At 56.7% G+C, this 13,103-nt stretch carries 9 protein-coding genes and 1 pseudogene; 6 read left to right on the forward strand and 4 right to left on the reverse strand.

Annotated features, from left to right (window positions below):
• Positions 1 to 77: 77 nt before the first annotated feature.
• The gene (gene iclR, locus INF86_RS01405; protein WP_022646720.1) at positions 78 to 905 is read right to left on the reverse strand and encodes a glyoxylate bypass operon transcriptional repressor IclR; all 828 of its coding nucleotides are present in this window, start codon (positions 903 to 905) and stop codon (positions 78 to 80) included.
• Positions 906 to 1,098: 193 nt separating this feature from the next.
• On the opposite strand from iclR, the gene metH reads away from it, so the two are divergent.
• The 5 genes and pseudogenes from metH (at position 1,099) to rluF (ending at position 8,043) form a co-directional block, all read left to right on the forward strand.
• Positions 1,099 to 4,782: a methionine synthase gene (gene metH / locus INF86_RS01410; RefSeq protein ID WP_023299082.1), complete on the forward strand. Its 3,684-nt coding sequence runs from the start codon at positions 1,099 to 1,101 to the stop codon at positions 4,780 to 4,782.
• A 217-nt stretch (positions 4,783 to 4,999) separates the two neighbouring features.
• Positions 5,000 to 6,631 carry a Na/Pi cotransporter family protein gene (locus INF86_RS01415; protein WP_022646722.1) on the forward strand — a complete coding sequence of 544 codons (1,632 nt, stop codon included), beginning with the start codon at positions 5,000 to 5,002 and terminating at the stop codon, positions 6,629 to 6,631.
• A gap of 94 nt (positions 6,632 to 6,725) precedes the next feature.
• Positions 6,726 to 6,941 (forward strand): annotated as a pseudogene (locus tag INF86_RS01420) (type II toxin-antitoxin system CcdA family antitoxin); the annotation flags it as partial.
• Positions 6,942 to 6,954: 13 nt separating this feature from the next.
• Positions 6,955 to 7,116: a CcdB family protein gene (locus tag INF86_RS01425; protein ID WP_193543152.1), complete on the forward strand. Its 162-nt coding sequence runs from the start codon at positions 6,955 to 6,957 to the stop codon at positions 7,114 to 7,116.
• Positions 7,117 to 7,170: 54 nt separating this feature from the next.
• On the forward strand, positions 7,171 to 8,043 hold the full coding sequence (gene rluF, locus INF86_RS01430) for a 23S rRNA pseudouridine(2604) synthase RluF (RefSeq protein ID WP_022646725.1): 873 nt from the start codon (positions 7,171 to 7,173) through the stop codon (positions 8,041 to 8,043).
• On the opposite strand, the gene INF86_RS01435 is transcribed toward rluF, so the two are convergent.
• From INF86_RS01435 to lysC, 3 genes are all read right to left on the reverse strand, one after another.
• Positions 8,044 to 8,316 (reverse strand): DUF3811 domain-containing protein, encoded by a 273-nt coding sequence (locus tag INF86_RS01435; RefSeq protein ID WP_017382612.1) that lies wholly within the window; start codon positions 8,314 to 8,316, stop codon positions 8,044 to 8,046.
• A 50-nt stretch (positions 8,317 to 8,366) separates the two neighbouring features.
• Positions 8,367 to 9,311 (reverse strand): ketopantoate/pantoate/pantothenate transporter PanS, encoded by a 945-nt coding sequence (gene panS / locus INF86_RS01440; protein WP_023295757.1) that lies wholly within the window; start codon positions 9,309 to 9,311, stop codon positions 8,367 to 8,369.
• A 93-nt stretch (positions 9,312 to 9,404) separates the two neighbouring features.
• Positions 9,405 to 10,754 carry a lysine-sensitive aspartokinase 3 gene (gene lysC, locus INF86_RS01445; protein ID WP_022646727.1) on the reverse strand — a complete coding sequence of 450 codons (1,350 nt, stop codon included), beginning with the start codon at positions 10,752 to 10,754 and terminating at the stop codon, positions 9,405 to 9,407.
• A gap of 374 nt (positions 10,755 to 11,128) precedes the next feature.
• On the opposite strand from lysC, the gene pgi reads away from it, so the two are divergent.
• The gene (pgi, locus tag INF86_RS01450; protein WP_022646728.1) at positions 11,129 to 12,778 is read left to right on the forward strand and encodes a glucose-6-phosphate isomerase; all 1,650 of its coding nucleotides are present in this window, start codon (positions 11,129 to 11,131) and stop codon (positions 12,776 to 12,778) included.
• Positions 12,779 to 13,103: the final 325 nt, after the last annotated feature.

Consider the following 13,103-nt stretch of genomic DNA (forward strand, 5'->3'; position numbering starts at 1 on the left):
GTGCTCGCATTAATTTGTGGAAAACCCTCAGCCCTGTGGGAGAGGGCCGGGGTGAGGGCACCAGACCGCTCTCAATCCTAGCGAATCCCACCATACGCCAGCGTCACCTCTTTTGCGGCCTTAATCACCAGCGCACCCAGCTCGGTGACGCGGTCGTCGGTCATACGTGAAATCGGCCCGGAGATGGAGATGGCGGCAAACGGCTCGCGGTGTTCGTCGAAAATACAGGACGCGAGGCAGCGCAGCCCGAGGGCATGTTCTTCGTCATCAAACGAATAGCCGCGCTTGCGGGTCAGAGCCAGATCTTCTTTCAGATGCACCGGCGACACCAGGGTGGCGTGGGTGTAGGCGTGCAGACCTTTACGGTGCAGCAGACCCGTCACCTGCTCTTCGCTAAGCTGCGAGAGAAACGCTTTCCCTGCGCCAGAGGCATGCATCGGCAGCTTGCCGCCAATCGGTGCGGACATGCGCATCAGCTGCGTACACTGCACCTGGTCGATGATAATCGCCTGATGATCGCTCTGATCCAGCACGGCCAGGTTTACCGTCTCGCCGGACTCCTCCATCAGCTTGCGCAGAATCGGGTGGACAATCGCCAGCAGGTTGCGGCTTTGCAGGAAGCTGCTGCCAACGATAAAGGCATGCGCGCCAACCGCCCAGTGACCCAGCTCGCCCACCTGACGTACGAAGCCCAGCTGCTGCATGGTGGTTAACAGGCGGTGAGTGGTGGAGTTCGGCAGTCCCGCCTGCTGCGCCAGCTCCGTCAGGGCCACGCTACCATGCGATTCGGCTATCCATTCCAGCAGCTTCAGGCCGCGCGTCAGGGATTGAACCTGTCCGCCAGGTTGTGCAGCGGTGGTTGCAGCAGGTTTTCTGCCGCGTTTAGCGGGAACGGTCGTAACCATGACGAACTCCTTTTTCTGTATCGTGGAAATCATTTTCGTTTTATTTGGTGGTTTTGCAACCGCTTTCCTGACTGATCGGAGGAGTGATAGTGAACATGTCTCATGTTACCGCTGTGTGACTTTTCGACCCTTAGAGATTATGCCAGTATGGAACGCAGCCTTTTGGCCATGTTGAACGTTGTCGGGAGCAAGTGTGAGCAGCAAAGTAGAGCAACTGCGTGCGCAGTTAAATGAACGAATTCTGGTGCTGGACGGCGGCATGGGCACCATGATCCAGGGCTATCGTCTGAGTGAAGACGATTTCCGTGGCGAGCGCTTTGCCGACTGGCCTTGTGACCTGAAAGGAAACAATGACCTGCTGGTGTTGAGCAAACCCTCTGTCATCAGGGATATCCACAACGCCTACTTCGAAGCGGGTGCGGATATTGTAGAAACCAACACCTTCAACTCGACAACCATCGCCATGGCGGATTACCAGATGGAATCCCTGTCGGCGGAGATCAACTTTGAAGCGGCGAAACTCGCCCGCGCCTGCGCCGACGAGTGGACGGCCCGCACGCCGGACAAGCCGCGCTATGTTGCTGGGGTGCTGGGCCCGACCAACCGCACCGCGTCGATTTCTCCGGACGTGAACGATCCAGCCTTCCGCAATATCACCTTTGACCAACTGGTGGCCGCGTATCGTGAGTCCACTAAAGCGCTGGTGGAAGGCGGTTCCGACCTGATCCTGATTGAAACCGTATTCGACACTCTCAACGCCAAAGCCGCAATTTACGCGGTGAAAGAGGAGTTCGAGGCGCTGGGTGTTGACCTGCCGATCATGATTTCCGGCACCATCACCGATGCCTCGGGGCGCACGCTTTCCGGCCAGACAACCGAAGCGTTTTATAACTCTCTGCGCCATGCCGAAGCGCTCTCCTTCGGCCTGAACTGCGCGCTGGGGCCGGACGAGCTGCGCCAGTACGTGCAGGAGCTTTCGCGCATCGCAGAGTGCTACGTCACCGCCCACCCGAACGCCGGTCTGCCGAACGCGTTCGGTGAGTATGATCTGGATGCCGATACCATGGCGGCGCAAATCCGCGAGTGGGCCGAATCTGGCTTCCTCAACATCGTCGGCGGCTGCTGCGGCACCACGCCAGAGCACATCGCCGCCATGAGCCGCGCCGTCGCCGGGCTTGCACCGCGCAAGTTACCCGAGCTTCCGGTAGCCTGCCGTCTGTCCGGCCTTGAGCCGTTGACCATCGGCGACGACAGCCTGTTTGTGAACGTGGGTGAACGTACCAACGTCACCGGTTCTGCGAAGTTCAAGCGCCTGATCAAAGAAGAGAAGTACAGCGAAGCGCTGGACGTTGCCCGCCAGCAGGTGGAGAGCGGCGCGCAGATTATCGATATCAACATGGACGAGGGGATGCTCGACGCCGAAGCGGCGATGGTGCGCTTCCTCAACCTGATTGCCGGCGAGCCGGACATCGCCCGCGTGCCGATCATGATTGACTCTTCCAAATGGGACGTCATCGAAAAGGGGCTGAAGTGCATTCAGGGCAAAGGCATCGTTAACTCCATCTCAATGAAAGAGGGCGTCGATACCTTTATCCACCACGCGAAGCTGGTGCGTCGCTACGGGGCCGCCGTGGTGGTGATGGCCTTCGATGAAGTGGGCCAGGCCGATACCCGCGAGCGCAAAATTGAGATTTGCCGCCGGGCGTACAAAATTTTGACCGAAGAGGTGGGCTTCCCGCCGGAAGACATTATTTTCGACCCGAACATCTTTGCTGTCGCAACCGGCATTGAAGAGCACAACAACTACGCCCAGGACTTTATCGGCGCGTGTGAAGACATCAAACGCGAGCTACCGCATGCGCTAATTTCCGGCGGCGTGTCGAACGTCTCGTTCTCGTTCCGCGGCAACGACCCGGTGCGTGAGGCCATCCACGCCGTGTTCCTCTACTATGCCATCCGCAACGGGATGGACATGGGGATCGTTAACGCCGGACAGCTGGCGATTTACGACGACCTGCCCGCAGAACTACGCGACGCAGTAGAAGATGTGATCCTCAACCGTCGCGACGACGCCACCGAACGCATGCTGGATCTGGCGGAAAAATACCGCGGCAGTAAAGCTGACGAATCAGCCAACGTTCAGCAGGCCGAATGGCGTTCCTGGGATGTGAGAAAGCGTCTGGAATACTCGCTGGTAAAAGGCATTACTGAGTTCATTGAGCAGGATACCGAGGAAGCGCGTCAGCAGGCAGCCCGTCCGATTGAAGTGATCGAAGGGCCGCTGATGGACGGCATGAACGTGGTCGGCGATCTGTTCGGCGAGGGCAAAATGTTCCTGCCGCAGGTGGTGAAATCCGCCCGTGTCATGAAGCAGGCCGTGGCTTATCTTGAGCCGTTTATCGAAGCCAGCAAAGAGAAGGGCTCCAGTAACGGTAAGATGGTCATTGCCACCGTGAAGGGCGACGTACATGACATCGGCAAAAACATTGTCGGCGTGGTACTGCAATGCAATAACTACGAAATTATCGATCTTGGCGTGATGGTCCCGGCGGATAAAATCCTCAGGACCGCTCGCGAAGTGAATGCGGATCTGATTGGTCTTTCCGGGCTGATTACGCCGTCGCTGGACGAAATGGTCAACGTGGCAAAAGAGATGGAGCGCCAGGGCTTCACTATTCCACTGCTGATTGGCGGGGCAACCACCTCGAAAGCCCACACCGCAGTGAAAATCGAGCAGAACTACAGTGGGCCGACGGTGTATGTCCAAAACGCCTCGCGCACCGTGGGCGTGGTCTCCGCGCTGCTGTCTGACACCCAGCGCGATGACTTTGTCGCCCGCACCCGCAAAGAGTATGAAACCGTCCGCATTCAGCATGGACGTAAGAAACCGCGCACGCCGCCGGTTTCGCTTCAGGCGGCACGCGATAACGATCTGGCGTTCGACTGGTCCAGCTATACGCCGCCGGTCGCGCACCGTCTGGGCGTGCAGGAGGTGACGGCCAGCATCGAAACGCTGCGTAACTACATCGACTGGACGCCGTTCTTCATGACCTGGTCGCTGGCGGGCAAATATCCGCGCATTCTTGAAGATGAGGTAGTAGGCGAAGAGGCGAAACGCCTGTTTAAAGATGCCAACGATATGCTCGACAGACTGAGCGCAGAGAAAGCCCTCAACCCGCGCGGCGTGGTGGGGCTGTTCCCGGCGAACCGCGTGGGCGACGATGTCGAAATTTACCGCGATGAAACCCGCACCCATGTGCTGGCCGTGAGCCACCATCTGCGCCAGCAAACCGAGAAAGTGGGCTTTGCCAACTACTGCCTGGCGGATTTCGTCGCACCGAAACTCTCCGGTAAAGCCGACTATATCGGCGCCTTTGCGGTGACCGGTGGTCTGGAAGAAGACGCGCTGGCGGACGCGTACGACGCACAGCACGATGATTACAACAAAATCATGGTGAAAGCGATCGCCGATCGCCTGGCGGAAGCCTTTGCTGAGTACCTCCACGAGCGCGTACGTAAGGTGCACTGGGGCTACGCGGCGAATGAGAATCTCAGCAACGAGGAGCTGATCCGCGAAAACTACCAGGGCATTCGTCCGGCGCCGGGGTATCCGGCCTGCCCGGAACACACCGAGAAGGGTACTATCTGGAAACTGCTCGACGTGGAAGCGCATACCGGCATGAAACTTACCGAGTCGTTCGCCATGTGGCCGGGCGCGTCCGTTTCCGGCTGGTATTTCAGCCACCCGGACAGCAAGTACTTCGCCGTGGCACAGCTTCAGCGGGATCAGATTGAAGACTACGCCCTGCGAAAAGGCATGAGCGTGTCAGAGGTGGAACGCTGGCTGGCGCCGAATTTAGGCTACGACGCAGACTAACGTCACTTTTCCTTACAACAAACAGGGCACCGCTATGGTGCCTTGTCTCTTTCTTACGTTTAAACCCTTATACTGGAAGAAGGTTCTTACTACATTGCCCGGCGGCGCTGCGCTGACCGGGCCTGCGCGTAGGCCGGATAAGCCGTAGCCGCCATCCGGCAAGATAACGCGTAACAAGCCTCAGGAAAACAGATAACGATAAGGAGGAAAACCCACTGTGTTGACGTTGTTACACCTGCTCTCCGCAGTCGCACTGCTGGTATGGGGCACCCATATCGTTCGTACCGGCGTGATGCGCGTGTTTGGCGCACGTTTACGTACCGTTCTCAGCGGCAGCGTTGAGAAGAAGCCGCTCGCCTTCTGTGCGGGTATTGGCGTCACGGCGCTGGTGCAAAGCAGCAACGCCACCACCATGCTCGTCACCTCGTTCGTGGCGCAGGATCTGGTGGCGCTCGCCCCGGCGCTGGTGATTGTCCTGGGCGCCGACGTCGGTACCGCGCTGATGGCACGTATCCTGACCTTCGATCTCTCCTGGCTGTCGCCGCTGCTGATTTTTATTGGCGTCATTTTCTTCCTCGGTCGTAAGCAAAGCCGTGCCGGGCAGCTTGGCCGCGTCGGTATTGGCCTCGGGCTGATCCTGCTGGCGCTGGAGCTGATTGTGCAGGCAGTTACGCCGATTACCCAGGCCAACGGTGTGCAGGTCATTTTCGCCTCGTTAACCGGCGATATTATGCTGGATGCGCTGATCGGCGCGGTGTTTGCCATTGTCAGCTACTCCAGCCTGGCGGCCGTGTTGCTGACGGCCACGCTAACCGCTGCGGGCGCGATCTCTTTCCCGGTGGCGCTATGCCTGGTCATCGGTGCGAATCTTGGCTCTGGCCTGCTGGCGATGCTCAACAACAGCGCAGCCAATGCTGCCGCCCGCCGGGTGGCACTGGGGAGTTTGCTCTTCAAGCTGGTGGGTAGCCTGATCATTCTGCCGTTTGTGCACCCGCTGGCGAACCTGATGGACAACCTCTCTCTGCCGAAAGCGGAGCTGGTGATCTACTTCCACGTCTTCTACAACCTGGTACGCTGTCTGGCGATGGTGCCGTTTGCCGCGCCGATGGCCCGCTTCTGCGAGCGGCTAATTCGTGATGAACCGGAGCTGGACGCGCGCCTTAAACCGAAGCATCTGGACACCTCGGTGCTGGACACGCCCGCGCTGGCCATCGCGAATGCCGCCCGCGAAACGCTGCGCATGGGTGACGCGATGGAAACCATGCTGGAAGGGTTGCAAAAGGTGATGCACGGCGAGCCGCGCGAAGAAAAAGAGCTGCGCAGGCTGGCGGACGATATCAACGTGCTGTATACCGCCATCAAGCTCTATCTGGCGCGGATCCCACAGGACGAGCTGGCGGAAGAGGAGTCGCGCCGCTGGGCGGAAATCATTGAGATGTCGCTTAACCTGGAGCAGGCTTCGGATATTGTCGAGCGTATGGGCAGTGAAATCGCAGACAAATCCCTGGCCGCACGTCGGGCGTTTTCTGTCGAAGGGCTGAAGGAGCTGGAAGCGCTGCACGAACAGCTGGTCAGCAACCTGAAGCTGGCGATGTCGGTCTTCTTCTCCAGCGACGTGCCGAGCGCGCGCCGCCTGCGCCGCAACAAGCACCGTTTCCGCATCCTCAACCGGCGCTACTCGCACGCCCACGTTGAGCGTCTGCACCAGCAGAACGTGCAGAGTATCGAAACCAGCTCGCTCCACCTGGGGCTGCTGGGAGATATGAAGCGTCTTAACTCATTGTTCTGTGCGGTGGCATACAGCGTGATGGAGCAGCCGGATGAAGACGATGAGCGGGATGAGTATTAATCTCTGAAAGCGCCTCGCAAAACGGTTTTGTGAGGCGTGACTACCATAAAGAGCAATTTATTCTTCAACCCTTACATTTTTAAGGGAATAGGAAGTGCTCAATTATTACGCTACACTTCGCCAGTTCATGCGCATTCCAATGGGGGTTCTCATGCGCGGTGCTAATAGCATTAAAAAATCAGTGAATGTTTCCCTGTCGCCGGACATTCTTGAAGAGGCGCGAAGGCTTAAACTTAACCTTTCTGCCGTGCTAACGGCGGCTTTGCAGGAGCAATTTCGTGAACATCGGCGCGCAGAGTGGCTTGAAGAAAAATAAAGCTTCTATGGTCGCTCCCGCCGTTGAGGTCGCGGGAAAACCCTACGTGGTGATGATGCACATGATGGCAGGCATATCGCTAAAAGAGTTAGGTGAACGCGTTGCCCATCTTACTAACAGCAGTGCTTCATTGCGGGATGCACTCGATTTTCTGATCAGCGGTTACTAGGACTTTTTTGTCAGGCGCAAGGTAAGGTATATTTCGCCCTTCACAGGAGAAACTATGCTGCCAACTCAATCAACCCGATTAAACAAATACATTAGCGAGAGCGGGATCTGCTCACGTCGCGAGGCTGACCGTTACATTGAACAGGGTAACGTGTTTCTTAACGGCAAACGCGCCACCATTGGCGATCAGGTGGTACCTGGCGATGTGGTGAAAGTGAATGGTCAGGTCATCGAACCGCGTGATGCCGAAGACCTGGTGTTTATCGCGTTGAACAAACCGGTTGGGATTGTCAGCACCACGGAAGATGGCGAGCGGGACAACATTGTTGATTTCGTGAACCACAGCAGCCGCATTTTCCCGATTGGCCGTCTGGATAAAGACTCTCAGGGGCTGATTTTCCTCACCAACCACGGCGATCTGGTCAACAAAATTCTGCGTGCCGGTAACGACCACGAGAAAGAGTACATCGTGACGGTGAACAAGCCGGTGACGGACGAGTTTATCCGCGGAATGGGCGCTGGCGTGCCGATTCTGGGCACCGTGACGAAGAAGTGTAAAGTCAAAAAAGAAGCACCGTTCGCGTTCCGCATCACGCTGGTTCAGGGCCTGAACCGCCAGATCCGCCGCATGTGCGAGTACTTCGGTTATGAAGTGACGAAGCTGGAACGCACGCGCATCATGAACGTCAGCCTGTCTGGCATCCCGCTGGGCGAGTGGCGTGACTTAACGGATGACGAGCTGATCGAGCTGTTCAAACTTATCGAGAACTCCTCGTCCGAAGCGAAGCCGAAAGCTAAAGCCAAACCGAAAACGCAGGCGATTAAGCGTCCGGTGGTGAAGGCACCGCAGGCGGAAGAGAAAGGGCGAGGCAAGCCGGGCAACGGAAAACGCTTTACCCAGCCGGGGCGCAAAAAGAAAGGGCGCTGATTAGCGCCTTCCACGGGTTGATGTGCTGGCGGACCAGGAAAAAGTCGCCTCTGCGTCGGGTTTATACGCCTGCTCTTTTTTCAGCTTGCGGGCTTTTTTCGCCGCGGCATCACGTTGCGCCATCAGCTTATCGATGTACTCTTTTTTAACCTGATTGGTTTCGGCGTTCGTCAGCGTGCGGCCATGCGCGATGCGGGCGCGGTCGAGAAGCGTTTTAAGTTCGCGCTGCTCGGCTTCGGTCATGTCTTTCTGGGTCAAACGTGGTGTAGCCATTGCTGAAGCCTCCTGATGGGGAGGCTTCAGTGTAAAGCAAGCCGGCTCAATTAACCCTGTTTCACCGCATCTTTTTTCGGTTGGTCATCAATCGGCTTACCGGACCAGTATCCTGCTAACAGCGAACCGGACAGGTTGTGCCAGACAGAGAACAGCGCCCCCGGCAGCGCCGCCAGCGGTGAGAAGTAAATTTTACCCAGCGCCGCCGCCAGGCCGGAGTTCTGCATCCCCACTTCGATCGCCAGCGTGCGGCAGGTGGATTCGTCAAAGCCAAACAGCTTTCCGCCCCAGTAACCGCCCAGCAGACCAATAGTGTTATGCAGCACAACCGCGACGATCACTACAAAGCCCACCGAAGCAATGTGCGATGCGGAACCGGCTACCACGGCGCTGATAATGGCAAGTATGCAGACCATCGAAAACGCGGGCAGATACGGCTCAACCGCTTTCACCACCCGCGGGAAGAGATGGTGGATCACCAGTCCCAGCGCAATCGGGATCACCACGATTTGCAGAATGCTGAGCAGCATGCCCATCACATCCACCTGGATATGCGCGTCCACGTACAGGCGGGTTAACAGCGGCGTGGCAATCACGCCCACCAGCGTGGAAACGGAAGAGATAGTGACGGAGAGCGCCACGTCGCCTTTCGCCAGATAGATCATGACGTTAGATGCCGTGCCGCTGGCGACGCTCCCCACCAGCACCATCCCGGCGGAAAGGTCGGGCGGCATCTTAAAGGCCATCGCCAGCAGCCAGGCCGCGAGCGGCATCACCAGGTAGTGCAGGAAAATCCCTGCGGCAACCGGTGCCGGGCGAGACAGCACGCGTTTGAAATCGTCAATTTTTAGATGCACGCCCATGCCGAACATAATCAGCATCAGTAGCGTGGTGACCCACGGACCAATGCCCGTGAACGTGGTGGGAGTGTAATACGCGAGTACGGAGAGCAGCAGCGCCCATAACGGGAACAGCCGGGTGATAGCGGAGAGCATAGTGAATTCCTTGCAGTATTGTCGTGTTGTTTTGTTATAAAAAAGCCGGGTCTGTGCCCGGCTTATGGATAATGTTTATCGTGCTAACGAATTTTATTCAAACAAATTCTGATGAAGTTTCTGCACAACCTGCTCGGCCTGATCGGCAGGGACCAGGAAGCAGAGGTTGTAGCTGGACGCGCCGTAGCAAATCATGCGGATGCTGAACGGGTCGAGCACGCCGAACACCTCTTTGCCCACGCCGCACGCGCGCGACAGCTTATTACCGATGATGGCAACCAGCGCCAGATCTTCTTCCACCTCCACGCGGCACAGCTCGGAAAGCTCAATCAGCAGCGACTGCGTCAGCAGGGTGTCGCCGGTAGAGGTGGAACCGGTGGTGTCGAGCGTCAGCGCAATGCTGACTTCTGACGTGGTGATCAGGTCCACGGAGATATTGTGGCGCGCCAGGATGCCAAACACTTCCGCCAGGAATCCGCGGGAGTGCAGCATATTATGGCTGTGCAGGGTAACCAGCGTCTGCTTACGACGCAGGGCCAGCGCGCGGAACAGCGGCGGGTTCTCGGTTTTCTTGCAGACCAGCGTCCCGCCCGCCTTTGGATCTTTACTGGAGCCAACGAAGACCGGAATGTCGCTGCGCACGGCGGGCAGCAGCGTGGCCGGATGCAGCACTTTCGCGCCGAAGGTGGCCATTTCAGCCGCTTCTTCAAAGGCGATCACGTCAATGCGTTTTGCCGCAGAGACCACGCGCGGGTCGGTGGTGTAAATGCCCGGCACGTCCGTCCAGATATCCACGCGGGTGGCATGCAGGGCTTCACCCAGCAGGGCGGCGGTATAGTCGCTGCCGCCACGGCCCAGCGTGGTTGTGCGCCCTTTGGCTTCGCTGCCGATAAAGCCCTGGGTGATCACTATGCCTTCATCCAGACGCGGGGCAAGCTGCTGGTTAGTGAGCTCTGCCAAAGCTTCAACGTCCGGCTCGGCGCGGCCAAAGCGGTCGCTGGTGCGCATTACTTTACGCACGTCGAACCACTGCGCCTGAATATTGCGCTCGCGCATGATCTCAACGAACAGCAGGGTGGACATCAGTTCGCCGTGGCTGACCAGTTCATCGGTTAGGGCGGTAGAGGTTGCCAGTGAAGCGGCTTCTGCCAGGGTAGTGATATTTTCCAGCAGGCGTTCCACTTCCTCACGAATGACGTTCGGGTTTTGCAGACGCTCAAGGATGTCGAACTGAATTTTGCGCAGTGCATCCAGCTTCACGAAACGCTCGGTCGCTTCCAGTCCTTCAGACAAAGAAACCAGCAGGTTCGTCACGCCGGCTGAGGCGGAGAGCACCACCAGGCGGGTATTCGGATCGGCCAGCACCACATCGGCGCTGCGGTTCATGGCAGCGTAGTCTGCCACACTGGTGCCGCCAAACTTGGCGACCACAAAACTCGTCATAACAACCTCGTGTCAGGGAATGAATAGAGCGACCTTGGCACAAGAATGAAGCGAGAACAGGTGCAGGCGCAAAATACGGCCCTATAAATAAAATGCGGGGGAGGTCCTGTCAATGCTGGGATTATGCGGATTTTTCATGGGGGGGTACCCCTCAGAAACAGGACTTATAACAGGCCCATATTTTATGCTCCTTTTTACCCCTTTTTGACCAACATTTCGCCACGCCGGAAGGGCGCGACAGCAGCTATACTTTTCGGGTCTTTTCACCTGCGTTTGATGCAGACCAGGGCAATGGCATAAAAACCATCACAATTTTTATTTGCAGGCGCTACAATCGACCGCAGTCACAATTCTCAAATCAGAAGAGTATTGCTATGAAAAACATCAACCCAACGCAGACCGCTGCATGGCAGGCACTACAGAAACATTTTGATGAAATGAAAGACGTCACTATCGCGGATCTGTTCGCGAAAGATGCCGATCGTTTCAGCAAGTTTTCCGCCACCTTCGATGACCTGATGCTGGTGGATTTCTCCAAGAACCGTATCACCGAAGAGACGCTGGCGAAGCTGCAAGATCTGGCGAAAGAGACTGAGCTGGCAGATGCCATCAAATCCATGTTCTCCGGTGAGAAGATCAACCGCACCGAAGACCGTGCCGTGCTGCACGTGGCGCTGCGCAACCGTAGCAATACTCCAATTATCGTTGACGGCAAAGATGTGATGCCGGAAGTGAACGCGGTGCTGGAAAAGATGAAAACCTTCTCTGAAGCGATCATCTCAGGTCAGTGGAAAGGCTACACCGGCAAAGCGATCACCGACGTCGTAAACATCGGTATCGGCGGCTCTGACCTCGGCCCGTTCATGGTCACCGAGGCGCTGCGCCCGTACAAAAACCATCTCAACATGCACTTCGTGTCCAACGTCGATGGGACTCACATCGCTGAAGTGCTGAAAAAGGTGAACCCGGAAACCACGCTGTTCCTGGTGGCGTCTAAAACCTTCACCACTCAGGAAACCATGACCAACGCCCACAGCGCGCGCGACTGGTTCCTGAAAACCGCGGGCGACGAAAAGCACGTGGCGAAACACTTCGCGGCGCTGTCCACCAACGGTAAAGCGGTGGGTGAGTTCGGTATTGATACTGCGAACATGTTTGAATTCTGGGACTGGGTGGGTGGCCGCTACTCGCTGTGGTCTGCGATCGGTCTGTCCATCATCCTGTCCGTCGGCTTCGACAACTTCGTTGAGCTGCTCTCCGGTGCGCACGCGATGGACAAACACTTCTCCACCACCGCGCCTGAGAAAAACCTGCCGGTGCTGCTGGCGCTGATCGGGATCTGGTACAACAACTTCTTCGGCGCTGAAACCGAAGCGATTCTCCCGTACGACCAGTATATGCACCGCTTTGCGGCCTACTTCCAGCAGGGCAACATGGAATCCAACGGTAAATACGTTGACCGTAACGGTAACGCGGTGGATTATCAGACTGGCCCAATCATCTGGGGCGAGCCGGGCACCAACGGTCAGCACGCGTTCTACCAGCTGATCCATCAGGGCACCAAAATGGTACCGTGCGATTTCATCGCCCCGGCGATTACGCACAACCCGCTTTCCGACCACCATCCGAAGCTGCTGTCTAACTTCTTCGCCCAGACCGAAGCGCTGGCGTTCGGTAAATCCCGCGAGGTGGTTGAGCAGGAGTACCGTGACCAGGGTAAAGATCCGGCTACGCTGGAACACGTTGTGCCGTTCAAAGTGTTCGAAGGCAACCGTCCAACTAACTCCATTCTGCTGCGTGAAATTACGCCGTTCAGCCTGGGCGCGCTGATTGCCCTCTACGAGCACAAGATCTTCACTCAGGGCGCTATTCTGAACATCTTCACCTTTGACCAGTGGGGCGTTGAGCTGGGCAAACAGCTGGCAAACCGCATTCTGCCAGAGCTGGGTGACGATAAAGCAATCGACAGCCACGACAGCTCCACCAATGGTCTGATTAACCGTTATAAAGCATGGCGTGCGTAATAAATATGTCATGAACAATGCCGGCGATATGCCGGCATTTTTTTATCGGATAATTCCTGATGTCTGTTAGTTATCTCAAATTCTGAATCTGAGTTTAATCCGAAAAACACGGTTACCCCGTTAATTGCTGAGGGTTATTTTAAGAAAATACGGAGTGATACTTTAATGGGTTTATATTATAACTGTTTGATAATGAATGGTTATCTATTTCAATAATTATTTTTTCTTTTCATTTTTAACCATTAGTCTGAAAACCTCATCCCTATTTACCCCCACGGTAAACCCACTGCTTTAGTTGTGTATACTCGAATCCGCCTGAATTTCT

Origin of the sequence: Enterobacter cloacae complex sp. I1M (assembly GCF_014982425.1) — a bacterium.
In the GTDB taxonomy this organism is placed as follows: domain Bacteria; phylum Pseudomonadota; class Gammaproteobacteria; order Enterobacterales; family Enterobacteriaceae; genus Enterobacter; species Enterobacter intestinihominis.